This is a genomic window from Nioella sp. MMSF_3534, assembly GCF_030732985.1.
Lineage (GTDB): Bacteria > Pseudomonadota > Alphaproteobacteria > Rhodobacterales > Rhodobacteraceae > Nioella.
On record NZ_JASHJX010000051.1, the window covers coordinates 1 to 25425 of the forward strand.

Consider the following 25425-nt stretch of genomic DNA (forward strand, 5'->3'; position numbering starts at 1 on the left):
GGATCGAGCTTTATGAACCCGGTGCGCTGACCATCGTGGCGAAGGCCGGCACGCCGCTGGCAGAGGTCGAGGCGGCCTTGGCGGCGGAAAACCAGCGGCTGCCGTTCGAGCCGATGGACATGCGCGGGGTGCTGGGGACAACCGGCGAGCCGACCATTGGGGGTGTGGTCGCGGCGAACGTGTCGGGGCCAAGGCGCATCCAGGCGGGGGCGTGCCGGGATTCGCTGATTGGCGTGCGCTTCGTCGACGGGCGCGGGACGGTGGTGAAGAACGGCGGGCGGGTGATGAAGAATGTCACCGGCTATGACCTGGTGAAGCTGATGGCGGGCAGCTACGGGACGCTCGGGGTGCTGAGCGAGGTGGCGTTCAAGGTGCTGCCGGGGGTGGAGACGCGGGCCTGCGTGCTGATCAATGGCTTGTCCAATTCGGATGCGGTGGCGGCGATGTCGAGGGCGCTTGGCTCGCCCTTCGAGGTCTCGGGCGCGGCGCATACGCCTGCGGGGGTGGACGGGCATCCGGTGACGATGCTGCGGCTGGAAGGCTTTGCCGACAGTGTCGCCTATCGGGCGGGCAGGCTGCGGGAGCTGCTGGCCGGGTACGGGGATATTTCGGTCGAGACGGACCCGGACCGGGTGCAGGCGGGCTGGCGCTGGGTGCGCGATGTGGAGCCGTTTCACGGGCGCGCGGGCGATGTCTGGCGGGTGTCGGTGAAGCCCTCGGACGGGCCCGGGATCGCGGCGCGCGCCGGGGGGGATGTGCTGTTCGACTGGGGCGGCGGGCTGATCTGGGCACTGGTGCCCGACGGCATGGACCTGCGGGCTGCGTTGGGCACGTTCACGGGCCATGCGACGCTGATCCGGGCCAGCGAGGAGACGCGGGCGCGCCTGCCGGTGTTTCAGCCTGAACCCGCGCCGGTGGCGGCCTTGACCCAAGGGTTGCGCCGCCAGTTCGACCCGAAGGGTATTCTCAATCCGGGGATCATGGGCTGATGCAGACGTTTTTCACCGAAGACCAGTTGCAGGACCCCGGGATCGCCCGGTCGAACGAGATCCTGCGCGCCTGCGTGCATTGCGGGTTTTGCACCGCGACCTGCCCGACCTATCAGGTTCTGGGCGATGAGCTGGATAGCCCGCGGGGGCGGATCTATCTTATAAAAGATATGCTCGAAAGCGGGCGGCCTGCGGATGAGAAGACCGTCAAGCATATCGACCGCTGCCTGTCCTGCCTGGCCTGCATGACGACCTGCCCGTCGGGTGTGCACTACATGCATCTGGTCGACCACGCGCGGGCGCATATCGAGGCAACCTACAAGCGGCCCCTGATGGACCGGCTGCTGCGCTGGACGCTGGCGAAGATCATCCCATACCCCGGGCGCTTCCGGCTGGCGCTGCTTGGTGCCAAGATCGGACGGCCCTTTGCGTTCCTGATGCCCGATGCGCGGCTGAAGGCGATGCTGGCGATGGCGCCGAAGCAGATCCCGCCGGTCAGCCGCAATGACGATCCGCAGGTGTTTGCCGCGATTGGCGAACGGAAAAAGCGGGTGGCGCTGATGACGGGGTGCGCGCAGAAGGCGCTGAATACCGATATCAACGACGCGACCATCCGGCTTTTGCGTCGCTTGGGCTGCGAGGTGGTGATCCCGCAAGGGCAGGGCTGCTGCGGGGCTCTGACCCATCACATGGGCAAGGAAAGCGAGAGCCATGCCTCGGCGGCGAAGAACATCCGCGCGTGGCGGGCCGAGATGGCGGGCGCGGGGCTCGACGCCATCGTGATCAACACGAGCGGTTGTGGCACGACGGTCAAGGATTACGGGCATATGTTCCGCAACGATCCGCTGGCAAAGGACGCGGCGGCGGTGGCGGGGATCGCGATGGATGTCTCGGAACTGCTGATGCAGCTCGACCTGCCCGAGGGGGCCGACAAGGGCCTGACCGTGGCCTATCACGCGGCCTGTTCGCTGCAGCATGGCCAGCAGATCAAGACCTTCCCCAAGGACCTGCTGAAGCGGGCGGGCTACAAGGTGGTGGAGCCTGCGGACCCGCATCTGTGCTGCGGTTCGGCGGGCACCTACAACCTGTTGCAGCCAGAGATTTCGGGCAAGCTGAAGGACCGTAAAATCCGCACGCTGGAGGCGAAATCCCCCGATATCATCGCGGCGGGCAATATCGGCTGCATGATGCAGATCGGATCGGGCACCGAGGTGCCGATTGTCCATACGGTCGAGCTGCTCGATTGGGCCACGGGAGGGCCGCGCCCGCCGGCGCTGGATGCGGAGGGCAAGCGCGAAATACCGGTGCCGATCCTACGCTGAGGGGTCAAAATTCTGCCCCAGTCGGGTGGCATCCTGCGCCGGATCATTCACCGGGGATTTGCCGATGCGCGCCATTCTGGCCTTTCTGCTGATGACCTGCGCGGCCACCGCGCAGAGCCTGCCGACCATCGCGCCGGACGGGCCGCCCTTGCAGGAGGTGACGGGCGACGGGCTGGACCGGCAATGGCTGGCCGTGGGCCGGTTCGACACCGGAACGGGGTTCTGCACCGGCACGCTGATTGCCGCCGATCTGGTGCTGACGGCGGCGCATTGCCTGTTTGATGCCTCCACGGGACAGCCGCTGCCCCAGGCCGGGTTCCGCTTTGGCGCCGGGTTGCGCAATGGCCAACCTGTGGCGCTGCGCGGGGTGCGTCGGGTGGTGATGCATCCCGGCTACGCCTTCGATCTGCCCGACGATCTGGACCGGGTGCGCACCGATATCGCGCTGCTGGAACTGGACCGGGCGATCCCCTCCAATCAGGTGGTGCCGATCCCGGCGCGCGGGCGGGCGACAGAGGGCGACCTGGTGCAGGTCGTGTCCTACGGGCGGGATCGAGAGGATCATGCGTCACTGGAAAACGGCTGTGCGGTGGAAACCGGCGATGGCCGGATGCAGGTGCTGAGCTGCCATGTGGTGCCCGGCTCGTCCGGGTCGCCGGTCTTCGTGTCGACCGGCGGACATCCCGGCGTTGTGTCGGTCGTGTCGGCGATGGCGCATTGGCGCGACGATCCTGTTGCTCTGGCGGCGGATCTGCAGGGCGGGCTGGCGCCGCTGCTGGACCTGATGGACCGCACCGATGACGTGTTCGCGCGCGAGGCCCCGCGTCTGCGCACCCTGACCATGGGCAATAACGGCCAGGATGAACTGGGCGCGCGTTTCATCCGCGTGACCCCTTGAAGCGCGGCGGATCGCATCCCAGATCGTAATGTGTCCGGTGCCCGCAACAGGGGCCGGATGTGTCACCCGGACGGGTCTTATCAGACCGTCCACAAAACCAGGTATCGCTCAAGAGAAGAGGATGACCCATATGAGAACCCAGGATTTTTCGCCGCTTTTCCGTGCCTCTGTCGGCTTTGACCGCGTTGCGGACATGCTCGACCGCGTAATGACGCAGGATGTCGGCTCCAATACCTATCCGCCCTACAATATCGAGAAGACGGGCGAGAATGCCTATCGCATCTCTGTCGCCGTTGCGGGCTTTACCGGCGAGGAGCTGAGCGTCGAGCAGCGTGAGAATGCGCTTGTCGTGTCGGCCCGCAAGGAAAAGGACGAGACCGCGCGCACCTACCTGCATCGCGGCATCGCCACCCGCGCCTTCGAGAAACGCTTTACGCTGGCCGATCACGTCAAGGTCACCGCCGCGACCCATGAAAACGGCATGCTGCATATCGACCTTGTGCGCGAAGTGCCCGAGGCGCTGAAACCGCGCCGCATCGAGATCACCTCTGACGCCGGGGTTCCGGCGCTGGAGGCTGAGACCGCCTGACCTGTCAGGCAATCCCTTCGTTGAACTTTGCGCGGTCCCTCGGGGCCGCGCTTTTTTATGGGATCACAGGAAAGGGCCGCTGCGCGTGTTTTTTGCGGGCGGGGGAGGGCGTTTCGGCACTGTCTCGGGGATGTCCTGTGTGCTGCCTGTAAGGACGGACATAAAGTGAGCGGCGCCGCCCGTTGCAGGGGCGCGTGAGGGAATTGGTCTGGCGAGCCTTGGGCCGTCCTTGCCTGCACCTTCGTCAGGTGGTCTTCGGGTTGGGCGGCTGACCGGGTCACGCGAGAGAATCGGTTAACCGGCGGTCAGAGTGGCAGATCGGGGTTAAGATCGGGTTAGCCGGGCAGGGCCTATCGCTGTGCCGGTCAGAACCACTGTCCCGGTTCCATCAGGCCCAGTTCCATCAACTGCCGCGACGACCAGTAGAACCGCGTAGACTTGTGCCAGCGGAAACTGTCCACGTCATGGCGCGATCCGGGGTTGCTGCGCAGGGCCTTGGCCACCCGGAAGGAACAGATCGCGGCGGACATGGAATGGTGCCAGGGGCAGGAATAGGTGTTCATTTCCTCGATGGACAGCGTGTTGTCCTCGCGCAGGGTCAGCCCCTCGACCGCCTGGAACAGCGCTGGCCGGTCGATGCGGCGCTTGGCTTCGGGCACATGTTCCTCGAACCGCCAGCGCAGACCCCCGTAGAAATTGAGCTGGCGGTCCAGCACATCGTCATCGGCGTTGCGGCGGGTTTCGGCGTAGTAGCCGGAACTGTCCAGATGGGCGCTTTCCAGCGACACCGCATTTGGGCAGTGGGTCAGATCCTCGGCATAGAGGTCGACCACATAGCCCAGAACCGAATTGCGCCGCTCCTCTGTCACGAAGGCCAAAGCCTCGCCCACGCGGCGCTGTTCGCAGAAGGGGAAGAACAGGTATTCGGCGTTGAAACAGTAGTGAATCCATTCCCCCGGCACCAGCCTGATCAGGGTGTTGACGGCGGCCTGCACGGTGCCCGGCTGGCGAGTGGGATGCCGGATCGTGTCGATGATGTCGGGATCGGCGAGGGAATCGGGCAGGTCCACATCCTTTGGCAGCAGCAGGAAAATGCGGCGAAACCCCAGATGCGTCAGGTGATCGAGTGTCGAGGCAAGCTCGGTCGCATCCTCTGCAATGACCATGGCGAAAGGCCCCTTGCCAAGAGGGGTCCGCGTCGCTTGGCTTCTGAAGTGGTCGAGGGACGGATGGTTCATCTGCCGGTTTCCGGTTCTTGCTGCCCGCGCATACTCTGCCCTCGGGGTTGCGATTTTGCAAACGCCTCTCGCCACCCGCATTGAAGCAGCGCGGCGCTTGCGCTACACGCGGCCTGAAACCCGACAGGAGCCCGCCCCATGTCCGCGCCCAAGAAGCTGTTCGTCAAGACCTATGGCTGCCAGATGAACGTCTACGATTCCGAACGGATGGCAGAGGCGCTCGGGTCGGAAGGCTATGTGCAGGTGGGCACGGCGGAAGAGGCGGACATGATCCTGCTGAACACCTGCCACATCCGCGAAAAGGCCGCTGAAAAGGTGTATTCCGAGCTTGGCCGGATGAAGCCCCTGCGCGAGGCCAATCCCGACCTCAAGATCGGCGTGGCGGGCTGCGTGGCGCAGGCCGAGGGCGAAGAGATCATGCGCCGCCAGCCGATGGTCGATCTGGTCGTCGGCCCGCAGACCTATCACCGGCTGCCCGCCATGGCCCGCGCGGTGGAAGGCGGCGAGAAGGCGCTCGACACCGATTTCCCGGAAGAGGACAAGTTCCTGCACCTGCCCAAGGCACGCAAGCCCAAGCGTGGGCCAACGGCGTTCCTGACCGTGCAGGAGGGTTGCGACAAGTTCTGCGCGTTCTGCGTGGTGCCCTACACGCGCGGGGCCGAGGTGAGCCGCCCGGCGGAGCGCCTGTTGCGCGAGGCCGGGGAACTGGTGGAGCGCGGGGTGCGCGAGATCACCCTTCTGGGTCAGAACGTGAACGCCTATCATGGGGAAGGCCCGGATGGTGAATGGGGGCTGGCGCGGTTGATCCGGGAAATGGCCAGGATCGACGGGTTGGACCGCATCCGCTTCACCACCTCCCATCCCAATGACATGGAAGACGATCTCATTGCCGCCCATGGCGATTGCGCCAAGCTGATGCCCTATCTGCATCTGCCGGTGCAATCGGGGTCTGACCGCATTCTGAAGGCGATGAACCGCAAGCACACGGCGGCGGAGTATGTGGCGCTGATAGAACGCATCCGCGCGGCGCGGCCCGATCTGCTGCTGTCAGGCGATTTCATCGTCGGTTTCCCCGGTGAGACCGAGGAGGATTTCGAGGCCACGATGGATCTGGTGCGGACCGTGGGATACGGGCAGGCCTATTCCTTCAAGTATTCCGCCCGTCCCGGCACGCCCGCCGCCGAGAAAGCGCCGGTCGAGGCGTCGGTCGCCGATGATCGTTTGCAGCGTCTTCAGGCCCTGCTGACCGAACAGCAACGCGCCGCGCAGGACAGCATGGTCGGGCGCGAGGTTTCCGTCCTGTTCGAGAAGGCGGGGCGGCTGGAGGGTCAGCTGGTCGGCAAGTCGGACTACCTGCATGCCGTGCATGTTCAGGCACCCGAGCACCTTATGGGCCAGATCGCGCGCGTGACAATCGTGGAAAGCGGTCCGAATTCGCTGAAGGGCGAGTTGATCGCCGGGTAAGGCGGCAGGGCGCTTTGCCCCGCCACCCGTTGCCCGATCAGTTCTGCATATGCCGGTGCGAGCTGTGCGGCGGCGTATCGCGGAAGATCTGCGCCAGCACCGCCCGGCTGTGGCCGGGGTCGTCCACCCCGTCGATATCGCGGCAGACCCGTTCCGAGATCGCATGCGCCTCGGGGAAGGTATAGCCAGCGGCAACAAGGCTATCGACAAAGACCGGTTCGGGCCGGTCCCAGATCACGTCCTGCCACGGGCCGCGGAAACAGCTGATGGTGACCGTGACCTGCTGTACCTGAACGTTCGAATGCGAATGGCCATCATTGCCATGCCAATGGCCGTGGCCATGTTCGTGATAGCCATCGGCCGACAAAGGCGCCGATGACAGCAGAAAAGCGGCAACAGCCGCAAGGGATTTGCGTGAAGCTTTCATTTCCCCCAATCCTTTTTACATGCCCTTTGACGGGCGGAACCAACACACTGCTCGGCCGGGAAATGGATCTGGACGCTCTCGTTCGGCCACCCGTTCCCACTCATGCGGCGGAGTTTAACGAAACGTTAAGGTCTGTGAAGAAGGCCGGAGAAAACCGGGTAAACGTCGAAACGGTGCCCCACATTCGGCAAGACTGTTTTCAGGAGCGCAACAGCGCAGCCTCTTTTCCGCATCGTTAACCCATTTTCGCCCTGATTTTGCCAGATTGACCCAACCCGCATCCGGGGTGATGATTCGGTCACGTTTCCGATGTTCGGGCGGCCAACAGGCAAATTTCGGACTTCCCAAACCCGGGCGGGCTGATAAACTGTTACAAATAAATGGGCTTTTCCCCGGTATGCGCTGCCACGCTGCGGGGATGTGTAAAAGTAACAAGGGGGTGTCGCGGTGATGCGCGTTTTAAATCCTGGTTTGAGATCCGTTATTCTGGCTGCTGCGGCGGCTCTTTCGTCGATGCTGGTGCTGCCCGGTGCGGCCCTCGCCCAAAGCGGCGGCGGTGTGACCGGCAGCATTGAGCCGGGCATCTGGATCGATCCCGATGGATGTATGCATTGGGTCGCCGATGGCGGGGTCGAGGGGTACATGACCGGCCGGGTGAACCCCGAAAACGGCATGCCGATCTGCATGGAAATGAACACCTGCGCGGTGGCCAATACCGATACGCTTTTCGCCACGGACAGCTCTCGGCTGACTTCGGCAGGCCGGGCGCATCTGGAACAGTTCTTCTCCTCCGCCGGGGCCTTTGCCTACGCGATCTACGGCCATACCGACAGCCGCGCGTCGGATGAATACAACATGGGCCTGTCGCAGCGTCGCGCCGCGTCGGTCGCTGCCGTGGCCCGCTCGGTCGGGGCACGCGTGGCCCGCGAAATCGGCTATGGCGAACGGCGCCCAAGGGTGCCGAACACCAGCGCTGCGAACATGCAGCAGAACCGCCGTGTTGAAATCGTGTGTTACAGGTGACCGAGATGACGAGTGTTTTGAAGCCGATGAAACCAATCGCCCTGCTGGCTTCGGCCCTGGTTCTTGCCGGGTGCGTCGAGTCGATCGAGGGCGTATCACCCACCAATGACCCTGCCCCCGTGCGCGCCATTGCCCAGGACCGCGGCCGCGACGCCGGCAGCCTGACCCAACTGGAAGCCGGGATCTGGGTGGACCCGGATGGGTGCCACCACTGGATCGTCGATGACGGGCTGGAAGGCTATATCGATGCGCGCCGTGATCCGGTGACAGGCCTGCCGGTCTGCACCCCGATCGCTCCTCCGGGTTCTATCGTGGGCGATTCCGGTGCCGGGGCTGCCGGGATCCGTGACTGGGTGCCGAACCGGCGCTGACCGATCTTTGAAAGCAATGGTCAGGGCGGTGCCGGATTGGTGCCGCCTGATCTCGTTCTGCCCGCCATTTCATCACGATATGGGGAAATTGAGGGGAATGGGACACAAGTGGTTGCGTTGGCCCGGCTCTGTTGCCACACTGGACCCACAACCTCGACGCGGGAGACCCCATTGGCGACCACCACGCTGCCTCCGCCACCCGAAGACGCCTCTCTGGAACGCGTTCTGGAATTCCCTGAAAACAGACTTTTGATAGAGCTTTGCGGCGAGTTTGACCGCAATCTCGCGCAGATCGAACATCTGATGGATGTGCAGATCGTTCGGCGCGGGAATGCGCTGGCCGTCCATGGCGGCGCGCGGGACGAGGCCGCTCAGGCGCTACAATCGCTCTATCAACGCGCCGAGTCGGGCCGGTCGATCGACCCCGGCGATATTGACGCGGTGGTCCGGCTCGGCAATTCCGGGGAAGACACAGGCGCCCGCGACGGCGACCAGATGGAGATGTTCCAGACCGGCGACCTGGAAATCAAGACCCGCAAGAAAACGGTCGAACCGCGCACCAAGGCGCAGCAGGATTATGTGCGCGCGCTCTATGGGCATGAGCTGGCCTTTGGCATCGGCCCGGCAGGCACCGGCAAGACCTATCTGGCCGTGGCCGTTGCGGTGAACCAGATGATCAACGGCCATGTGGACCGCATCATCCTGAGCCGCCCGGCGGTGGAGGCGGGCGAGAAGCTCGGCTATCTGCCCGGCGACATGAAGGACAAGGTCGATCCTTACATGCAGCCGCTTTACGATGCGCTGAACGACTTCCTGCCGGGCAAGCAACTGGCCAAGCTGATCGAGGAAAAGCGGATCGAGATCGCTCCGCTGGCCTTCATGCGCGGGCGGACTCTGTCGAATGCCTATGTGGTGCTCGATGAGGCGCAGAACGCCACGTCGATGCAGATGAAGATGTTCCTGACCCGTCTGGGGCAGGGCAGCCGCATGGTGATCACCGGCGACCGCAGCCAGGTCGACCTGCCGCGCGGCGTGACCAGCGGATTGCGGGAGGCGGAGCGCATTCTCGCAGACGTCAAAGGCATCAGCTTCAACTACTTCACCGCCAAGGATGTGGTGCGTCACCCGATGGTTGCGAAGATCATCGAAGCCTATGACGCCGATAATCCGGCGGAACGCGGATGAGGGAAAAATCTTCATGCAAGATTTTTCGAGGGCTGCAAAAATCTTCCTGAAGATTTTTGGGAGTTGGAAGAATTTTCTGGAAAATTCTTCTGTTCGGTGCGCGCTGTGACCGGGGCCGCTCTGGTGGATGTGATCATCGAGGCCCCGGAATGGGAGGCGGTGAATCTGGACGTCATGGCACAACAGGCCTGTACTGCTGCTCTGGCAGAGCTTGGCCTTGATTCAGGGCGTTTCGAAATCGCGATCCTGGCCTGCGATGATGCGCGGATTGCCGAATTGAACGGCGATTTCCGCGCCAAGCCAACTGCCACCAATGTCCTATCCTGGCCGTCTGAGGATATCGACCTGCCCATCGGGGCCAGCCCGGAGCTGCCCGATCCTGACCCTGACGGCCCACCCGTTGAACTGGGCGACATCGCCATCGCCTTTGAGACCTGTGCGCGCGAAGCCGAGGACCAGAGAAAGCCCTTTTCGGACCATGTCAGCCACCTGCTGGTCCACGCGACCCTGCATCTGTTGGGTTTTGATCACATAAAAGACCCCGATGCCGCCCATATGGAGGCAATCGAGACGCGTATCCTTGCAACCATGGGCATCCCTGACCCATATTAGGGCCAACGGGTTTTCAGGCCCGGCAATTGTCCTTGGAAAGGATCCATGAACGACTCCCCCGAGTCCTCCTCTAGCGCAGCGCAAGGCGCGCAGGAGACGGACGACAGTTCAGACCAGAGACCCGGCCTTCTGGCCCGGCTCTTTGGCAACACCCAATCCCCCGAACCCATTGAAACGAACGGGCAACCCGCGCACGCCGCCGGGTCTGCGGCGCATGCGGCGATCTCGGTGTACAATCTGCGCCGGATGCGACTGGATGACGTGGCGGTTCCACGTGCGGAAATCACCGCGGTACCGGTCGATATCGCGCTTGCCGATCTTGTCAAAGTGTTCCGCGACAGCGGGTATACCCGTCTGCCGGTCTATGAGGGTACGCTCGACACGCCGATCGGGCTGGTTCATCTCAAGGACCTGGCCCTGACCTACGGGTTCAATGGCGGTGGCAAGGTCATTGACCTCGGTTCGATGCTTCGACCGCTGCTCTATGCACCGCCATCCATGCCCATTGGAGTGATGCTGCAAAAGATGCAGACCGAGCGGATTCACATGGCCCTTGTGATCGACGAATATGGCGGTGTGGACGGTCTGGTGACACTGGAGGACCTGATCGAACAGGTTATCGGTGAGATCGAGGACGAACATGATGTCGAGGAAGACAAGCTCTGGTCGGAAGAAGCCCCCGGCTGCTGGCTTGTCAGGGCCAAGGCACCGCTGGACGAGTTCGAGGAGGCGGTTGGCGTCGATCTGACCGAAGGGCTTGACGACGAGGAGATCGACACGCTTGGCGGGTTGGTGTTTGTCCTGTCAGGGCGTGTGCCGGCCCGTGGCGAGGTCATTCCCCATCCGGCAGGTCCCGAGATCGAGATCGTCGATGCCGACCCGCGCCGGATCAAGCGTTTGCGAATTCGTCTTCCCAAGGGGCATGGCGGGTGACAGGGATTGCCCGCTGGCTGTCCGGCCGTGCTGCGCGCCAGCGGTTCGGGCTTGCCATTGTCGCGGGGGGGCTGGCTGCAACCGGGCTTGCGCCCTTCGATCTGCCGTTCTTGTCCCTGATCGGCTTTGCCGGGCTTGCCCTGACCCTGATGCCTGTTGGCGCAGCGCGGTCGGCATTCTGGACGGGCCTTGCAGGCGGAACGGGCTATTTCGCCGTGTCCCTGCACTGGATTGTCGAACCCTTTTTCGTCGACCCCTGGCGGCATGGCTGGATGGCGCCCTTCGCCCTGATCCTGATGTCCGCCGGTCTGGCCCTGTTCTGGGGGGCGGCTGCGGCGGTGGCGGTCCGCGTCACGCAACCGGGGGGGCTGCGTGCCCTGGCCTGGTCCTTGGCGCTTAGCGCGTCCGAAATTCTCCGCGCCTCGATCCTCACCGGTTTTCCCTGGGCGCATCCCGGACATATCTGGATCGGCAGCCCACTGATGGGGCTTGCGGCCTGGGTTGGGCCGCACGGATTGACCTTGCTGACCCTGTTGCTGGCGGCGGGGGTTGCGGCGGCGATCTGGTCACGACCGGTGCGTGTGGCGCTTCCCGGTGTCGCGGTTGCGGGGGTATTGGGGCTTGGCATGATGATCCCCCCTGCACCTCCGGCCGATGAAAACGCTGCCGTGATCCGCCTGATCCAGCCCAATGCCCCGCAGCATCTGAAATGGCTGCCCGAGATGATCCCGGTCTTCTTCCGCCGTTCGCTGGAACTGACCGCCGCCGATCCGCAGCTCGATGCGCCGCCCGATCTGGTGATCTGGCCGGAAACCTCGTTGCCTGCGTTGCTGCGCAATTCCGAGCCTTGGCGCGAGGCAATCGGACAGGCCTCGGGCGCGGCGCGGGTGATCGTGGGCGGGCAGAGATTGCAGGACGGAATGGTGCGCAATTCGCTGTTTCTGCTGGACGGGGACGGCGGGTTGGCGGCCACCTATGACAAGCATCACCTCGTGCCCTTCGGCGAGTATATCCCGCTGACCGGAATGGCCCGTGCCATGGGATTGCGCGGGCTGGCCGAGGTCGCAGGCGCCGGCTATACCCCCGGTGACGGCCCGGCTCTGCTGGATCTGGGCCCGCTTGGGCAGGCTTTTCCGATGATCTGCTACGAGACGATTTTCCCCGGCTATATCCGGCAGGTCGACCGCCCCGACTGGTTGCTGCAAATCACCAATGACGCGTGGTTCGGAGAGTTCTCCGGTCCCTTCCAGCATCTGGAGCTGGCGCAGCTGCGCGCGGCGGAACAGGGTCTGCCGTTGCTCCGGGCGGCCAATACCGGTGTCTCTGCGGTGATCGACGCGCGCGGGCAGGTTCTGGCGGCGCTTCCTTTGGGCGAACATGGCGCGCTCGACCTGCGGATGCCGCCGCCGCTGCCTGCCACGGTGTACGCCCGAACCGGGGACTGGCCCATCTGGGTGTTGCTGCTTGGCTTGTCTTGCGGCGTGATGCTGGCGAAACGGCGACAGCGCCATTGATCCCGCCACGCAAAGCGCGTAAGGCGCTTGCATAACCGCCCCACAACGGCTTCCTGGCGTGGTGGCGATAACAGGTAACGGAGCACTTCCCATGTCGCGCAACAACTACATTTTCACTTCCGAATCCGTTTCGGAAGGGCACCCCGACAAGGTCTGCGACCGCATTTCCGATGCGGTTCTCGACGCATTCATCGCCCAAGAGCCAGAGGCGCGGGTCGCCTGTGAAACCTTCGCCACCACAAATCGCGTCGTGATCGGCGGCGAGGTTGGCCTGTCGGATCAGTCCAAGCTGACAGAGTACATGGGGCGCATCGACGAGATCGCCCGCGACTGCATTCGCGACATCGGCTACGAGCAGGACAAGTTCCACTGGAAGACGGTGGAGATCACCAACCTGCTGCACGAACAATCCGCCCATATTGCACAGGGCGTCGATGCGGCGGCGGACAAGGACGAAGGTGCGGGCGATCAGGGCATCATGTTCGGCTTCGCCACCAATGAAACGCCCGATCTGATGCCAGCGCCGATCCAGTATTCCCACGCGATCCTGCGGCGTCTGGCCGAGGTGCGCAAATCGGGGCAGGAACCGGCCCTTGGCCCCGACGCCAAGTCGCAGCTTTCCGTGCGCTACGAGGAAGGCAAGCCGGTCGAGGTCACGTCCATCGTGTTGTCCACCCAGCATCTGGATGAAAGTCTCAGCTCGGATGACGTGCGCGCCATCGTGGAGCCTTACATCCGCGAAACCCTGCCCGCGGGCTGGCTGACCGCCGCAACCGAATGGCATGTGAACCCCACCGGCAAGTTCGTCATCGGCGGCCCCGATGGCGATGCGGGCCTGACCGGGCGCAAGATCATCGTCGACACCTATGGCGGCGCGGCCCCCCATGGCGGCGGCGCGTTTTCCGGCAAGGACCCGACCAAGGTGGACCGGTCCGCCGCCTATGCGGCGCGCTACCTCGCCAAGAACATCGTCGCTGCCGGTCTGGCCGATCGCTGTACGTTGCAGCTGTCTTATGCCATCGGCGTGGCCAAGCCGCTGTCGATCTACGCGGATACCCATGGCACCGGCAAAGTGCATGAATCGGCCATCGAGAAGGCCGTGGCGCAATGCATGGACCTGACCCCGCGCGGCATCCGCACCCATCTGGGGCTGAACAAGCCGATCTTCCAGCGCACGGCGGCCTATGGCCATTTCGGGCGCGCGCCCGAGGCCGATGGCGGGTTTTCCTGGGAAGCGACCGACCTGGTCGACGCCCTGAAAGCCGCCGTTTAACAGGCCGCGCGACTTGTGCTAAGGAATGGCGACGCCCCGGAACGGGCGTCGTTTTCTTTTTCTGGGAGTTTACAGGATGGGCAGCGCCACACATCCCTATACGCTGAATTTCATCAAGCACTACGCGATCTTTGCAGCAACGATCGCGATCATTTTTTACCTTCTGGTGCAGGTCGCAGGGCTTCGCCTTGACGGGGCGATCCTGCGTGGTGCCATGATCGGCGGGGCCATCGGGGCGATGATCGTACCCTTCCAGTGGTTCGCTCAAAGCTATCTGGACAACGAGGGCGGACGGGCAAGCGGCGGCACAGCCTGGAAGTTTGCCCTGGTCTGGGCGGCGCTGGCGATGCTGGTTCATATGGCCATTGCCATCGCGCTATATGTGATCGGCTGGCGGGTGCCGGGTATCCTGCCCCAGGAACAGGGACAGATGATCGGCGTGTTGATTGCCGTGGGGCTGTTCATGCAGGTGCCGATCTTCCGGCTGTTCATCTGGTCGGCCTTCAGTGGCATCGAAGCCCGCGAACGCCGCGCACGGGGCGGTTGAGCCCCCGGCGCTTTGCCGCTATGTCCCGCGGCTGATCCGGCAATCGAGGCAAAAGCGTGAGCGACCAGACCAAGCACCCCAAGGCCCCGTGGCGCAATTTCTATGGCCGCCGCAAGGGCAAGACCCTGCGCGACAGTCAGGAAACCTATCTGGAGGAGGATCTGGCCGGTCTCTCACCGGGCGCGGTCGACTGGGACGCGAACCCGGACCGGGTGCCGCTCGATCTGAACACACTTTTCGGTGGGCGCGACGTGTGGCTCGAGGTGGGCTTCGGCGGTGGCGAGCACATGGTGCATCAGGCCGCGCAGAACCCCGACGTGGGTATCATCGGCTGTGAACCCTTCATCAACGGCGTCGCCATGTTGCTCGGCAAGATCCGCGCGGCAGGCGTCTGCAATCTGCGCGTTCATCCCGGCGATGTGCGCGACATGTTCGACGTTCTGCCCGAGGCGAGCATCTCGCGCGCCTTCCTGCTCTACCCCGACCCCTGGCCGAAAAAGCGCCACCACCGCCGCCGCTTCGTAACACCCGAACATCTGGAACCGCTGGCCCGCGTGCTGAAACCCGGCGCGATCTTCCGGGTGGCGACGGATATTCCCGACTATGTGCGCCAGACGCTGGAACAGGTGCCGCGCCACGGGTTCGACTGGCTGGCAGAGGGGCCGGATGACTGGCGCACACCCTGGGGCGACTGGATCTCGACCCGCTATGAACAAAAGGCGCTGCGCGAAGGCCGAACACCGCACTACCTGACCTTCCGCAAGCGCTGATCCCTTTCAGCTTGGCAAAAATACCTCGGGGGAGTCCGCGAAGCGGCGGGGGCAGAGCCCCCCACGGGCGGGCGAATGCCCCCGCAGGGGGTGTGAGCATGCCCGTTCCCGGATCGACGCCGAAGGCGGCGAAACGGTCCCGGACCCATCAGCGACAGCGTGCAAAGAGGGGAGTGGACGCCTCCCCTGTCAGGCGCTATCACCCGGCCCGAACCCATTGCAGGAGACGCGCCCATGTCCGGCCACGGCAGCCCCGTTCCCATGACCTCGCACCCCTCGGGGCCGCTGTCCGGCACTGCCGATGTGCCCGGCGACAAGTCGATCTCTCACCGTAGCCTGATCCTTGGGGCCATGGCCGTGGGCGAGACCCGGATTACCGGCCTTCTGGAAGGTCAGGACGTGCTCGACACCGCCAAGGCGATGAAGGCTTTTGGCGCGGATGTGGAACGGTTGGGCGAGGGCGAATGGCGCGTCCATGGCGTGGGTGTCGGCGGCTTTGCGGAACCCGACACTGTCATCGATTGCGGCAACTCGGGCACCGGTGTGCGCCTGATCATGGGGTCGATGGCGACCTGCCCGATCACCGTGACCTTTACCGGCGACGCGAGCCTCAACAAGCGTCCCATGGCGCGGGTCACGGACCCGCTGGCGCTCTTCGGGTGCCAGTCGGTCGGGCGTGACGGCGGACGGCTGCCGATGACGCTGGTGGGTGCGGCAGAGCCGGTTCCGGTGCGCTACACGGTGCCGGTGCCAAGCGCCCAGGTGAAATCCGCCGTGCTGCTGGCGGGTCTGAACGCCCCCGGCCAGACCGTGGTGATCGAGAAGGAAGCCACCCGCGATCACACCGAACGGATGCTGGCGGGGTTCGGGGCCGAGATCACGGTGGAGGATACCGATGAAGGCCGGGTCATCACGCTGACCGGCCAGCCGGAACTGAAACCCCAGACCATCACCGTCCCGCGTGACCCGTCCTCGGCGGCCTTTCCGGTCTGCGCGGCGCTCATCGTGCCGGGGTCGGATGTGCTGGTGCCCAATATCGGCCTCAACCCCACCCGCGCCGGGCTGTTCTACACCTTGCAGGAGATGGGTGCGGACCTGACCTTTGAAAACATGCGCGAGGAGGGGGGGGAACCGGTGGCCGACCTGCGCGCGAAATACTCGCCCGATATGTCAGGTATCGAGGTGCCGCCCGAGCGGGCCGCCAGCATGATCGACGAATACCCGATCCTCTCCGTGGTCGCGGCCAATGCCACCGGCCAGACAATCATGCGCGGTGTGAAGGAACTGCGGGTCAAGGAAAGTGACCGGATCGACGCGATGGCCACCGGGCTGCGCGCCAATGGCGTCGAGGTCGAGGACGGCCCAGACTGGTGGATCGTCACCGGCAAGGGCGCGGGCAATGTGCCGGGCGGCGGGCTGACCGAAAGCCATCTCGACCACCGCATTGCCATGTCCTTCCTCTGCCTCGGTATGTCCACGCAAAGCCCGGTGCGGGTGGATGACGCCAGCCCCATCGTCACCAGCTTCCCGATCTTCGAGCCGTTGATGGCATCGCTCGGCGCGTCGCTGGAACGAACCGGCGCGTGAAACGTCGCTTTCCGGCGTGACATCGGGGCAGGGGCCGTGCTGTCCTTGCCCTGAAACCGCCGGAAGGGACGTATATGATCACCGGAAGCTGCCTGTGCGGGGCGATCCACTATCGCATCGAGGTGCCGCTTGGCCCCGTCACCCCCTGTCATTGCACCCAATGCCGGAAGTCCACGGGCCATTTCAGCGCCGCGACCCCGGTGAAATGGGAAGACCTTGCGCTTGAGGGCGAGCTGAGCTGGTACGACTCCACCCCCGGCAAGGCGCGGCGCGGCTTCTGCGGCACCTGCGGCAGCTACATGATCTGGGAGGAGTTCGACGGGCTGGCCTATGTCTCTGCCGGAACCATGGACAATCCCACCGGGCTGAGCATCGACGCGCATATCTTCTATGCCGACAAGGGCGACTATTACCGCTGCGATGATGGCGTGCCCTGTTATGCGCAGGGCCGGTCGAGCGAGGAGATGGCACCATGACCAGCGGCTCTTGCCTGTGCGGTGCGGTTGGCTTTGTGGTTACCGGCCCGATGCGGCCCGTGATCGCCTGCCATTGCACGCAGTGTCGCAAAAGCTCCGGCCACCATGTCGCGGCGACATCCGCGCATCGGGACCAGATCGCGGTGACGGGCGAGGTGACGTGGTTCCAGTCCTCCGACACAGCGCGGCGCGGGTTCTGCGGGACATGCGGCAGCAATCTCTTCTGGGACGGCGAGGGCGAGAACCTGTCGATCTTCGCGGGCGCGATTGACGGGCCGACGGGGTTGAAGATCGCAGGCCATATCTTCTGCGCGGACAAGGGAGATTACTACGATCTCCCCGAGGATCTGCCCCGGTCCGCCGGATATGACCCGGCGCTGACCACGCGGGTTGTCGGCTGATCGGACTTGCGCCGGGGCGCGGGCGGGGCTAGCCCTAGGCCATGGCATTTACAGTAGCAATCGACGGACCCGCAGCGGCGGGCAAGGGGACCATCGCGCGGGCGGTGGCGGATCATTTCGGCTTTGCCTATCTGGATACCGGGTTGCTCTATCGCGCCGTAGGCCAGCGGATGCTGGATGGCGAGGACCCGGTTTCGGCGGCAGAGGCCTTGCGCGCCGAGGATCTGGACCATCCCGACCTGCGCGGGGCCGAGGCGGCGCAGGCGGCCAGCAAAGTCGCCGCGATCCCCGAGGTGCGCGCGGCGCTGCTGGATTTCCAGCGCGCCTTTTCCCGGCGCTTGGGCGGCGCGGTTCTGGACGGGCGCGATATCGGCACGGTGATCTGCCCCGAGGCGGAGGCGAAGCTTTATATCACCGCGTCGGATGAAACCCGCGCGGCGCGGCGGCACAAGGAATTGGTGGCGAATGGGCGCGAGATCGGTTTTGACGAGGTGCTGGCCGAATTGCGCGAACGAGATGCACGCGACAGCGCGCGGGCGACGGCCCCGCTGAAGCCCGCCGAGGATGCGGTGATGATCGACACATCTGACATGAACATCGAGCAGGCATTCGTGGCGGCCATCGCGGCAATTTCCCAAAGGATGCCCTGATGAAACAGATCAAGATCGGCCAGTCCGGCCCCATGGTGTCCTGCCTTGGCTATGGCGCGATGTCCTTTTCCGATTTCTACGGGGCCACGACGGACGAGAACTCCTTCGCCATTCTTGATGAGGCGATGGAAGCAGGCGTGACGCACCTCGATTCCGCCAATGTCTATGGGATGGGGCGGTCGGAACGGGTGATCGGTGATTACCTGAGGGCACGGCCCGAGGCACGCGACCATTTCCATATTGCCACCAAGGCCACGATCACGCGGGACGCGGACGGAAACCGCATCTTCCGCAACGATCCGGAGCATCTGGAGGCGGAGCTGGACGCGAGCCTGAAGCGGCTTGGCGTCGAGGCGGTCGACCTCTTCTATGCACATCGCCGGGACAAGGGCATTCCCATCGAGGAAACCGCCGAGGCGCTCGGGTCCATGGTGAAGAAGGGCAAGGCGAAGGCCATTGGCTTGTCAGAGGTCTCTCCGGTTTCTGTCGCGCGTGCCCATGCTGTGCATCCGATTGCGGCGGTGCAGTCGGAATACTCGCTGTCCACCCGGTCGCCCGAACTGGGGCTGGTGCAGATGTGCGACCGGATCGGCGCGACGATGGTGGCTTTCTCACCTGTCGGTCGGTCGTATCTGACGGATAATCCACTAAGCTGGGATGCCGTTCAGGCGCAGCCCTTTCTGGCCACGAACCCGCGCTTCACGCCGGAAACCTATGCCGCGAATCTGGCCGCAACGGACGGGTTCCGGGCCCTGGCCGCTGACATGGGCCTGGCTGCGTCGGGTCTGGCCATCGCCTGGCTTCTGGCGCAGGGCGACCATGTGCTGCCGATTCCGGGCACGCGCTCGGTCGCGCATTTCCGCGAGATGGTGGAAGGCGCCAATCGGGTGCTGACGGAAGAGGAGCTGGCAGCGGTTGAAAAGGTGCTGCCCGCCGGTTGGGCGCATGGAGACCGCTATTCGGACGTACAATGGATCGGACCAGAGCGCTTCTGCTGATCCCGGCCCTTGATTTACAGGCGCTTCGGGCTTGCTCTTTCCCCCTCCAGTGGCTATAGAGCGCCCGTCAAGCAGGCGGTCAACGTCTCATACGGGCAGGGTCGGGTCATTCCCCGGCCCTCATTCGTTTGAGAAATGACCGTAAGACCAACCTCAAAGACCGGCGGAGACAACCGCGCGGCCAGTAACACCACTAAAGGAAAATGACGCCACATGGCTAACGCAACCATGGAGGAATTCGAAGCCCTCCTTAACGAAAGCTTCGAAATCGACACGCCCGAAGAAGGGTCTGTTGTCAAAGGCAAGGTGATCGCGATTGAAGCGGGCCAGGCCATCATCGACGTCGGCTACAAGATGGAAGGCCGCGTTGATCTGAAAGAATTCGCAAATCCCGGCGAAGCCCCCGAAATCGCTGTCGGCGATGAGGTCGAGGTCTTCCTGCGCACGGTCGAGAACGCCCGTGGCGAGGCTGTCATCAGCCGTGAAATGGCCCGCCGCGAGGCCGCCTGGGATCGTCTGGAAAAAGCATATGCAGACGAAGAGCGCGTCGAAGGCGCCATCTTCGGCCGCGTCAAGGGCGGCTTCACTGTCGACCTCGGCGGCGCCGTGGCCTTCCTGCCCGGGTCCCAGGTTGACGTGCGCCCCGTGCGCGACGCCGGCCCGCTGATGAACCTCAAGCAGCCGTTCCAGATCCTGAAAATGGACCGTCGCCGTGGCAACATCGTTGTCTCGCGCCGCGCGATCCTCGAAGAATCCCGCGCCGAGCAGCGCGCCGAGGTCATCGGCAAGCTGTCTGAAGGCGACGTGGTGGACGGTGTCGTCAAGAACATCACCGAGTACGGCGCCTTCGTCGACCTGGGTGGCGTTGACGGCCTGCTCCATGTCACCGACATGGCATGGCGCCGTGTGAACGACCCCAAAGAGGTTCTGTCCATTGGCGAAACCGTCAAGGTTCAGGTCATCAAGGTCAACAAGGACACCCACCGTATCAGCCTGGGCATGAAGCAGCTGCAGGAAGATCCGTGGAACCTGGTCGAAGGCAAGTACCCGCTGGAATCGACCCATACCGGCCGCGTCACCAACATCACCGATTACGGTGCGTTCGTGGAGCTGGAGCCCGGCGTCGAAGGTCTGGTTCACGTGTCCGAAATGTCCTGGACCAAGAAGAACGTTCATCCCGGCAAGATCGTTTCGACCTCTCAGGAAGTCGAAGTCATGGTTCTGGAAATCGACACCGCCAAGCGCCGTGTTTCGCTCGGTCTCAAGCAGACCATGCGCAACCCCTGGGAAGTGTTCGAAGAGCAGTACCCGGTCGGCACCGTTGTCGAAGGCGAAGTCAAGAACATCACCGAGTTCGGTCTGTTCGTGGGTCTCGACAACGACATCGACGGCATGGTTCACCTCTCCGACCTGACCTGGGAAGGCCGCGGCGAAGACGTGATCGGCAACTACCGCAAGGGCGATGTCGTTCAGGCCGTGGTTTCCGAAGTCGACACCGACAAGGAACGCATTTCGCTGTCCATCAAGGCCGTTGAAGGCGACCCCTTCGCCGATGCCGTCGATGGTGTGAAGCGTGGCTCGATCATCACCGTGGCCGTCACCGCGATCGAAGATGGCGGGATCGAAGTGGAATACGAAGGCATGAAGTCCTTCATCCGCCGCTCCGACCTCAGCCGCGACCGTGCCGAACAGCGCCCCGAGCGCTTCCAGATCGGCGACAAGATCGACGTCCGCGTCACCAATGTGGATGGCCGGTCCCGTCGTCTGGGTCTGTCGATCAAGGCCCGCGAAATCGCGGAAGAGAAGGAAGCCGTGGAACAGTACGGGTCTTCCGATTCCGGTGCATCGCTCGGCGATATCCTTGGCGCAGCGCTCAAGGGCAACGACGACTGATTCCGGTGAAAGCCAAGTCATCGGGCCTCGCGGAAACGCGGGGCCCTTTTTCTGTTCTGGTGCCCCGAATCAGGCCCAAGGGTGGCCCGTTGGGAAAGGGGATGATCGGCAGATGACCGCGAAACTTGGGCAATATGCTGCGCGTTGCCCCGAAGTTCCGCCGAATTCCCCCGGATTTTCAACGGCTTTTCAATTCCCCCAAGGCTTCTTTACGCTTATAGTCCGGTATCAGGAAACCGCGGCCAGGGGGTTTGGATGATACGTTCGGAACTGATCCAAAAGCTGGCTGACGAAAATCCGTCGCTCACCCTGCGTGAGGTCGAGATGATCGTCAGTGCAATTTTCGAAGAGATCATCGGGGCACTGTCGCGTGGCGACCGCGTGGAACTGCGCGGTTTCGGCGCGTTTTCCGTGAAGAAGCGGGATGCGAGGATTGGACGAAATCCGCGCACCGGTGAAAGTGTCCAGGTGGAAGAGAAACACGTTCCCTTCTTCAAGGCCGGCAAGCTGTTGCGCGACAGGTTGAACGGCTTGGAAGGTTCCTGAACGGTGAAATACATCAAGTACCTGTTTTTGGCTGTCATCGGCGTGGCGCTGGTGCTGGTTTCGCTCGCCAATGTCGAGCCGGTGACGCTGACCGTGCTGCCTCATAATCTGGCGGAATGGGTGAACTGGAACTACGCGATCACCCTGCCGCTGTTTCTGGTGATTCTCGGGGGCATTCTGGCCGGATTGCTGATCGGCTTCGTCTGGGAATGGTTCCGCGAGCACAAGCAGCGGGCCGAGGCCAAGGCGCAGCGTAAGGAGCGCGATCAGCTGGCCCGCGAGGTGCAGAACCTGCGGGGTGAGGCAAACCGGGGCAAGGACGAGGTTCTCGCCCTTCTGGAAGACTGACGCGCGCCCATGGCCATTGCCGTCAAGTTCTGCGGGCTGACCCGGCCCGAGGATGTCACCGCCGCTCATGCAGCGGGCGCGCGCTATGTGGGCTTCGTGCATTTCGCCAAATCGCCCCGGCATCTGGAGATCGACCCGATGGCAGCCCTTGCCGTCGAGGTGCCTCCCGGATTGGCCAAGGTCTTGCTGACGGTGAATGCGGATAACGCCACGCTCGATGCCATCACCGCCCGCGTGCCGCTGGACATGTTGCAGCTTCACGGGCGCGAGAGCCCCGAGCGGGTGGCCGAGGTCAAGGCGCGCTACGGGTTGCCGGTGATGAAGGCGATAGGGGTGGCAGAGGCCAGCGATCTGGTGGCGATTGACGTCTATTCGACGGTTGCCGACCAGGTGCTGATCGACGCGAAACCGCCGAAGGGGGCCGATCTGCCGGGCGGAAACGGGTTGGCCTTCGACTGGCGCCTTCTGGCGGATCGGAAATACTGGACCCGTCCCTGGATGCTGGCGGGCGGGCTGACGCCGGACAATGTGGCCGAGGCCGTGCGCCTGACGGGGGCAAAACAGGTCGATGTGTCGTCTGGCGTCGAAAGCGCACCGGGGTTGAAGGATGCCGGGTTGATGAAACGCTTTGCGCAGCCACTGGAGGACTGATGGGGTTCCTTGGAAAACTGGTCATCTATGGCCTGATCGCCGCCGCAGGCGCTGCCTATGCGACCCGCCCTTCGGTGGAAGAGGTGCGTGAGCTTTACCGTGACATGGTTGCCGCCGAAATCGCCGATGGCTCGATCATATCGGCCGATAATGGCGCGGCGCAGACGGCCCTTGCCGCCTGCCAGGTGACGCCTGCAAACTGTGCCCGGCTGCTCGAGGGGGTGATCTCTTTCGATTATGAGAACCGCTATCTGTTTGCGACGGTGGCTACCCGGTCCCCGTTCTTCGAGCCACGCAGCTGTGTCGCTGTGTTTGAACGGCTGCTTTGCCGGTAGGAGCCGTTTACCCCGTCTTAACCACGCAGGGCTAGGCTGCCTGGCATGGCTGAACTTCCTGAATACCTGACCCCTGACTTGTGGCTCGATCAGATCTTTTCCTCGAAAGAGGCGCAGCGCGGAGGTGTCGTAAAACGCCAGATCCGCGATGTGGAACGGCTGGTGGGGCGTCAGGCCTTCGCCCGCGCGCTGGAGCGGAAAGGCTTCCAGGCGGTGGAGAATGGGCGCCACTTCGTCGTGTTCTGCAATGGTGCCCCGATCAGGCGGGTGCGGTGAAAAGGGCCTTCGAAGGCCCTTGGATCAAGCCGCTTCGAAGCGGCTTCAAACGCGGTTTCGAAACCGCGTGTTCCAAGGCGTTTCGAAACGCCTTTTACCCGCCCGCTCTTGTCCCCGCCCTTTCGCTCGAATAGGACAGGTCAGACACCTCAGCTAGGATGACCGCCATGGCCGAAGACCTGATCAACTCCTTCATGACCGGCCCCGACGAAAACGGTCGCTTCGGCGATTTCGGCGGGCGTTTCGTGTCGGAAACGCTGATGCCGCTGATCCTCGAACTGGAGAAGCAATACGAACACGCCAAGACCGATGACAGCTTCTGGGCCGAGATGAACGATCTCTGGACGCATTATGTCGGTCGCCCCAGCCCGCTCTATTTCGCCAGCCGCCTGACCGAGCATCTGGGCGGGGCCAAGATCTACATGAAGCGTGACGAGCTCAACCACACCGGCGCGCATAAGATCAACAACGTGCTTGGCCAGATCATCCTGGCCCGCCGCATGGGCAAAACCCGGATCATCGCCGAAACCGGCGCCGGGCAGCACGGGGTGGCCACCGCCACGGTCTGCGCCAAGTTCGGGTTGAAATGCGTGGTCTACATGGGCGCGCATGATGTGGAGCGGCAGAAACCCAACGTCTTCCGCATGCGCCTGCTTGGGGCCGAAGTGGTGCCGGTGACCTCGGGTCGCGGCACGCTCAAGGACGCCATGAACGATGCCCTGCGCGATTGGGTGACCAATGTGCGCGATACGTTCTACTGCATCGGCACCGTGGCCGGTCCGCACCCGTACCCCGCCATGGTCCGCGATTTCCAGCAGATCATCGGCAAGGAAGCCAAGGCCCAGATGCAGGAGGCCGAGGGCCGTCTGCCCGATACGATCATCGCCGCGATCGGTGGCGGATCGAACGCCATGGGCCTGTTCTTCCCCTTCCTCGATGACAAATCTGTTGAAATCATCGGCGTGGAGGCAGGCGGCAAGGGCGTGAACGCCGACATGGAACACTGCGCCTCTCTGACCGGCGGGCGTCCCGGCGTTCTGCATGGCAACCGCACCTATCTGTTGCAGGACGATGACGGGCAGATCCTGGAAGGTTATTCGATCTCGGCTGGCCTCGATTACCCCGGTATCGGGCCGGAACACAGCTGGCTGCATGAAATCGGCCGCGCCAAATATGTCTCGATCACCGACAAGGAGGCGCTCGCGGCCTTCCAGCTGTGCTGTGAGCAGGAGGGGATCATCCCGGCGCTGGAGCCGTCCCACGCGCTGGCCCATGTGATCAAGATCGCGCCGGAGCTGCCGAAAGACCACATCATCTGCATGAACATGTGCGGGCGCGGCGACAAGGATATCTTCACGGTGGCGAAACATCTCGGCTTCGAGATGGCTGAAGCGGATTGAAACATCTCGAAAGCCTGACCCCGGTCAGACCTCTGCGAAAGGGCGTTCCAAAGCGGGCGCCCTTTTCATTTGTTGCGCAGGTCCGCAATATTGTTGCGTACCCGCAACGGTGTGTTTGTTACACGAAATCACATGTTGAGCGACTCGGGGGCGTTCCCTTATCACCCGCCCTCACCAGCCGACGGGCTGGCCCTAGCGGCAGGGGGTGATCACCCCTCCGGTGCGGGCGGCGCTGCCGATCCCCGTATGCCAGGGCCTGAAACCGGGGCAGGTGCCAACGTGACATCCAAACGTCACGCGAAAATAGCTCAGATGGTAGAGCATCGGATTGTAACTCCGAGTGGCGCAGGTTCAACTCCTGCTTTTCGCTCCAAAAGCCCGGATGAGGGCACTGGTTCGCTAAACCAGCCACGTGAGTGGTTCGACATAAAGGGGGCCGGGGTCGCTTCGCGAGGGGTGGCCTGATCCTCTGGTGTGCCAGAGGGGACGGATGCCGTTCGCCCTGGCCTCGGGCCGGGAGGGACGTGATGCAGACCCGCCTGCTGTTGCCAGGTTTCGTCTTCAATGACGGGAACCCCGCGCAACCGGCGGCCTGCCGCTCCGCCTCTCTCCGCCCGGGGGCATGGCAGGACCGGCCTTGGACCCCACCCCATTCCCGCGAGGGGCAATCCCGCCTTTCGCCCACACCTGTCGCGGGTCACCCCCCCGT

Annotated in this window: 29 protein-coding genes, 1 tRNA gene and 1 riboswitch; of the genes, 28 read left to right on the forward strand and 2 right to left on the reverse strand. The window is 63.8% G+C overall.

Features of this window, described 5'->3' with window-relative positions:
* The 4 genes from RBB16_RS17560 to RBB16_RS17575 form a co-directional block, all read left to right on the forward strand.
* Nucleotides 1-989 (forward strand): FAD-binding protein (locus RBB16_RS17560; RefSeq protein ID WP_306047385.1); only part of this gene is annotated, 989 nt, incomplete at its 5' end.
* Nucleotides 989-2311, forward strand: coding sequence for a glycolate oxidase subunit GlcF (glcF, locus tag RBB16_RS17565; RefSeq protein ID WP_306047386.1), 1323 nt, complete (start codon nt 989-991; stop codon nt 2309-2311). The genes RBB16_RS17560 and glcF, both read left to right, overlap by 1 nt.
* Before the next feature lie 64 nt (nt 2312-2375).
* Nucleotides 2376-3209: a serine protease gene (locus RBB16_RS17570; RefSeq protein WP_306047387.1), complete on the forward strand. Its 834-nt coding sequence runs from the start codon at nt 2376-2378 to the stop codon at nt 3207-3209.
* Between the two features lie 130 nt (nt 3210-3339).
* Nucleotides 3340-3798, forward strand: coding sequence for an Hsp20 family protein (locus RBB16_RS17575; protein WP_306047388.1), 459 nt, complete (start codon nt 3340-3342; stop codon nt 3796-3798).
* Between the two features lie 365 nt (nt 3799-4163).
* Here the strand turns inward: RBB16_RS17575 and RBB16_RS17580 are convergent, their stop codons facing one another.
* Nucleotides 4164-5036, reverse strand: coding sequence for a hypothetical protein (locus RBB16_RS17580; RefSeq protein ID WP_306047389.1), 873 nt, complete (start codon nt 5034-5036; stop codon nt 4164-4166).
* Nucleotides 5037-5174: 138 nt separating this feature from the next.
* Here RBB16_RS17580 and miaB point away from each other — a divergent pair, with 138 nt between their 5' ends.
* Nucleotides 5175-6500, forward strand: coding sequence for a tRNA (N6-isopentenyl adenosine(37)-C2)-methylthiotransferase MiaB (gene miaB / locus RBB16_RS17585; protein WP_306047390.1), 1326 nt, complete (start codon nt 5175-5177; stop codon nt 6498-6500).
* A gap of 37 nt (nt 6501-6537) precedes the next feature.
* Here the strand turns inward: miaB and RBB16_RS17590 are convergent, their stop codons facing one another.
* Nucleotides 6538-6927 (reverse strand): hypothetical protein, encoded by a 390-nt coding sequence (locus RBB16_RS17590; RefSeq protein ID WP_306047391.1) that lies wholly within the window; start codon nt 6925-6927, stop codon nt 6538-6540.
* A gap of 513 nt (nt 6928-7440) precedes the next feature.
* Between RBB16_RS17590 and RBB16_RS17595 the strand changes: the two genes are divergently transcribed.
* The 23 genes from RBB16_RS17595 to RBB16_RS17705 form a co-directional block, all read left to right on the forward strand.
* Nucleotides 7441-7950: an OmpA family protein gene (locus RBB16_RS17595; protein ID WP_306047408.1), complete on the forward strand. Its 510-nt coding sequence runs from the start codon at nt 7441-7443 to the stop codon at nt 7948-7950.
* Between the two features lie 5 nt (nt 7951-7955).
* Nucleotides 7956-8321, forward strand: coding sequence for a hypothetical protein (locus tag RBB16_RS17600; protein ID WP_071691057.1), 366 nt, complete (start codon nt 7956-7958; stop codon nt 8319-8321).
* 171 nt (nt 8322-8492) lie between these two features.
* Nucleotides 8493-9506 carry a PhoH family protein gene (locus RBB16_RS17605; RefSeq protein WP_306047392.1) on the forward strand — a complete coding sequence of 338 codons (1014 nt, stop codon included), beginning with the start codon at nt 8493-8495 and terminating at the stop codon, nt 9504-9506.
* 174 nt (nt 9507-9680) lie between these two features.
* Nucleotides 9681-10118, forward strand: coding sequence for an rRNA maturation RNase YbeY (gene ybeY, locus RBB16_RS17610; protein ID WP_306047409.1), 438 nt, complete (start codon nt 9681-9683; stop codon nt 10116-10118).
* Between the two features lie 45 nt (nt 10119-10163).
* Nucleotides 10164-11051, forward strand: a complete 888-nt coding sequence (locus RBB16_RS17615) for a transporter associated domain-containing protein (protein WP_071691053.1) — start codon at nt 10164-10166, stop codon at nt 11049-11051.
* Entirely contained in the window at nt 11048-12565 is a 1518-nt protein-coding gene (lnt, locus tag RBB16_RS17620) for an apolipoprotein N-acyltransferase (protein WP_306047393.1), read from the forward strand. Before RBB16_RS17615 ends, lnt begins: the two co-directional genes overlap by 4 nt.
* Nucleotides 12566-12599: 34 nt before the next feature.
* Nucleotides 12600-12650: riboswitch (SAM-SAH riboswitch) on the forward strand.
* Between the two features lie 6 nt (nt 12651-12656).
* Nucleotides 12657-13838: a methionine adenosyltransferase gene (metK, locus tag RBB16_RS17625; RefSeq protein ID WP_306047394.1), complete on the forward strand. Its 1182-nt coding sequence runs from the start codon at nt 12657-12659 to the stop codon at nt 13836-13838.
* A gap of 76 nt (nt 13839-13914) precedes the next feature.
* Nucleotides 13915-14385, forward strand: a complete 471-nt coding sequence (locus tag RBB16_RS17630; protein WP_306047395.1) for an ABZJ_00895 family protein — start codon at nt 13915-13917, stop codon at nt 14383-14385.
* A gap of 56 nt (nt 14386-14441) precedes the next feature.
* Nucleotides 14442-15155 carry a tRNA (guanosine(46)-N7)-methyltransferase TrmB gene (gene trmB / locus RBB16_RS17635; RefSeq protein WP_306047396.1) on the forward strand — a complete coding sequence of 238 codons (714 nt, stop codon included), beginning with the start codon at nt 14442-14444 and terminating at the stop codon, nt 15153-15155.
* Between the two features lie 234 nt (nt 15156-15389).
* Nucleotides 15390-16742, forward strand: coding sequence for a 3-phosphoshikimate 1-carboxyvinyltransferase (gene aroA, locus RBB16_RS17640; protein ID WP_306047397.1), 1353 nt, complete (start codon nt 15390-15392; stop codon nt 16740-16742).
* A 74-nt stretch (nt 16743-16816) separates the two neighbouring features.
* Complete coding sequence (locus tag RBB16_RS17645; RefSeq protein WP_306047398.1) at nt 16817-17218, forward strand: GFA family protein; 402 nt, start codon at nt 16817-16819, stop codon at nt 17216-17218.
* Complete coding sequence (locus RBB16_RS17650) at nt 17215-17619, forward strand: GFA family protein (protein WP_306047399.1); 405 nt, start codon at nt 17215-17217, stop codon at nt 17617-17619. Before RBB16_RS17645 ends, RBB16_RS17650 begins: the two co-directional genes overlap by 4 nt.
* A 41-nt stretch (nt 17620-17660) precedes the next feature.
* Nucleotides 17661-18269: a d(CMP) kinase gene (locus RBB16_RS17655; protein ID WP_306047400.1), complete on the forward strand. Its 609-nt coding sequence runs from the start codon at nt 17661-17663 to the stop codon at nt 18267-18269.
* Nucleotides 18269-19267 carry an aldo/keto reductase gene (locus tag RBB16_RS17660; protein WP_306047401.1) on the forward strand — a complete coding sequence of 333 codons (999 nt, stop codon included), beginning with the start codon at nt 18269-18271 and terminating at the stop codon, nt 19265-19267. The genes RBB16_RS17655 and RBB16_RS17660 overlap by 1 nt, the downstream gene beginning before the upstream one ends.
* 213 nt (nt 19268-19480) lie before the next feature.
* A complete protein-coding gene (rpsA, locus tag RBB16_RS17665) occupies nt 19481-21160 on the forward strand; it encodes a 30S ribosomal protein S1 (RefSeq protein WP_071691944.1) in 1680 nt (559 codons plus the stop codon).
* Between the two features lie 255 nt (nt 21161-21415).
* On the forward strand, nt 21416-21706 hold the full coding sequence (ihfB, locus tag RBB16_RS17670; RefSeq protein ID WP_306047402.1) for an integration host factor subunit beta: 291 nt from the start codon (nt 21416-21418) through the stop codon (nt 21704-21706).
* A gap of 3 nt (nt 21707-21709) precedes the next feature.
* The gene (locus tag RBB16_RS17675; protein WP_071691942.1) at nt 21710-22054 is read left to right on the forward strand and encodes a lipopolysaccharide assembly LapA domain-containing protein; all 345 of its coding nucleotides are present in this window, start codon (nt 21710-21712) and stop codon (nt 22052-22054) included.
* Between the two features lie 9 nt (nt 22055-22063).
* Complete coding sequence (locus RBB16_RS17680) at nt 22064-22705, forward strand: phosphoribosylanthranilate isomerase (protein ID WP_306047403.1); 642 nt, start codon at nt 22064-22066, stop codon at nt 22703-22705.
* Nucleotides 22705-23040 carry a hypothetical protein gene (locus tag RBB16_RS17685; protein WP_306047404.1) on the forward strand — a complete coding sequence of 112 codons (336 nt, stop codon included), beginning with the start codon at nt 22705-22707 and terminating at the stop codon, nt 23038-23040. The genes RBB16_RS17680 and RBB16_RS17685 overlap by 1 nt, the downstream gene beginning before the upstream one ends.
* Before the next feature lie 45 nt (nt 23041-23085).
* Nucleotides 23086-23316 (forward strand): N-(5'-phosphoribosyl)anthranilate isomerase, encoded by a 231-nt coding sequence (locus RBB16_RS17690; protein WP_306047405.1) that lies wholly within the window; start codon nt 23086-23088, stop codon nt 23314-23316.
* A gap of 167 nt (nt 23317-23483) precedes the next feature.
* On the forward strand, nt 23484-24716 hold the full coding sequence (gene trpB, locus RBB16_RS17695; RefSeq protein ID WP_306047406.1) for a tryptophan synthase subunit beta: 1233 nt from the start codon (nt 23484-23486) through the stop codon (nt 24714-24716).
* Nucleotides 24717-25013: 297 nt separating this feature from the next.
* A tRNA-Tyr gene (locus RBB16_RS17700) sits at nt 25014-25089 on the forward strand.
* 154 nt (nt 25090-25243) lie between these two features.
* Nucleotides 25244-25425, forward strand: a 182-nt coding sequence (locus RBB16_RS17705; RefSeq protein ID WP_306047407.1) for a hypothetical protein, incomplete at its 3' end; no start/stop codon positions are given.

Excerpts from the sequence above, each read along its gene's own strand:
- glcF (WP_306047386.1), top strand. The coding sequence starts at position 989 with ATGCAGACGTTTTTCACCGAAGACCAGTTGCAGGACCCCGGGATCGCC.
- RBB16_RS17570 (WP_306047387.1), top strand. The coding sequence starts at position 2,376 with ATGCGCGCCATTCTGGCCTTTCTGCTGATGACCTGCGCGGCCACCGCG.
- RBB16_RS17575 (WP_306047388.1), top strand. The coding sequence starts at position 3,340 with ATGAGAACCCAGGATTTTTCGCCGCTTTTCCGTGCCTCTGTCGGCTTT.
- RBB16_RS17580 (WP_306047389.1), bottom strand. The coding sequence starts at position 5,036 with ATGAACCATCCGTCCCTCGACCACTTCAGAAGCCAAGCGACGCGGACC.
- miaB (WP_306047390.1), top strand. The coding sequence starts at position 5,175 with ATGTCCGCGCCCAAGAAGCTGTTCGTCAAGACCTATGGCTGCCAGATG.
- RBB16_RS17590 (WP_306047391.1), bottom strand. The coding sequence starts at position 6,927 with ATGAAAGCTTCACGCAAATCCCTTGCGGCTGTTGCCGCTTTTCTGCTG.
- RBB16_RS17595 (WP_306047408.1), top strand. The coding sequence starts at position 7,441 with ATGCTGGTGCTGCCCGGTGCGGCCCTCGCCCAAAGCGGCGGCGGTGTG.
- RBB16_RS17600 (WP_071691057.1), top strand. The coding sequence starts at position 7,956 with ATGACGAGTGTTTTGAAGCCGATGAAACCAATCGCCCTGCTGGCTTCG.
- ybeY (WP_306047409.1), top strand. The coding sequence starts at position 9,681 with ATGGCACAACAGGCCTGTACTGCTGCTCTGGCAGAGCTTGGCCTTGAT.
- RBB16_RS17615 (WP_071691053.1), top strand. The coding sequence starts at position 10,164 with ATGAACGACTCCCCCGAGTCCTCCTCTAGCGCAGCGCAAGGCGCGCAG.
- metK (WP_306047394.1), top strand. The coding sequence starts at position 12,657 with ATGTCGCGCAACAACTACATTTTCACTTCCGAATCCGTTTCGGAAGGG.
- RBB16_RS17630 (WP_306047395.1), top strand. The coding sequence starts at position 13,915 with ATGGGCAGCGCCACACATCCCTATACGCTGAATTTCATCAAGCACTAC.
- aroA (WP_306047397.1), top strand. The coding sequence starts at position 15,390 with ATGTCCGGCCACGGCAGCCCCGTTCCCATGACCTCGCACCCCTCGGGG.
- RBB16_RS17645 (WP_306047398.1), top strand. The coding sequence starts at position 16,817 with ATGATCACCGGAAGCTGCCTGTGCGGGGCGATCCACTATCGCATCGAG.
- RBB16_RS17650 (WP_306047399.1), top strand. The coding sequence starts at position 17,215 with ATGACCAGCGGCTCTTGCCTGTGCGGTGCGGTTGGCTTTGTGGTTACC.
- RBB16_RS17655 (WP_306047400.1), top strand. The coding sequence starts at position 17,661 with ATGGCATTTACAGTAGCAATCGACGGACCCGCAGCGGCGGGCAAGGGG.
- RBB16_RS17660 (WP_306047401.1), top strand. The coding sequence starts at position 18,269 with ATGAAACAGATCAAGATCGGCCAGTCCGGCCCCATGGTGTCCTGCCTT.
- rpsA (WP_071691944.1), top strand. The coding sequence starts at position 19,481 with ATGGCTAACGCAACCATGGAGGAATTCGAAGCCCTCCTTAACGAAAGC.
- ihfB (WP_306047402.1), top strand. The coding sequence starts at position 21,416 with ATGATACGTTCGGAACTGATCCAAAAGCTGGCTGACGAAAATCCGTCG.
- RBB16_RS17680 (WP_306047403.1), top strand. The coding sequence starts at position 22,064 with ATGGCCATTGCCGTCAAGTTCTGCGGGCTGACCCGGCCCGAGGATGTC.
- RBB16_RS17685 (WP_306047404.1), top strand. The coding sequence starts at position 22,705 with ATGGGGTTCCTTGGAAAACTGGTCATCTATGGCCTGATCGCCGCCGCA.
- RBB16_RS17690 (WP_306047405.1), top strand. The coding sequence starts at position 23,086 with ATGGCTGAACTTCCTGAATACCTGACCCCTGACTTGTGGCTCGATCAG.
- trpB (WP_306047406.1), top strand. The coding sequence starts at position 23,484 with ATGGCCGAAGACCTGATCAACTCCTTCATGACCGGCCCCGACGAAAAC.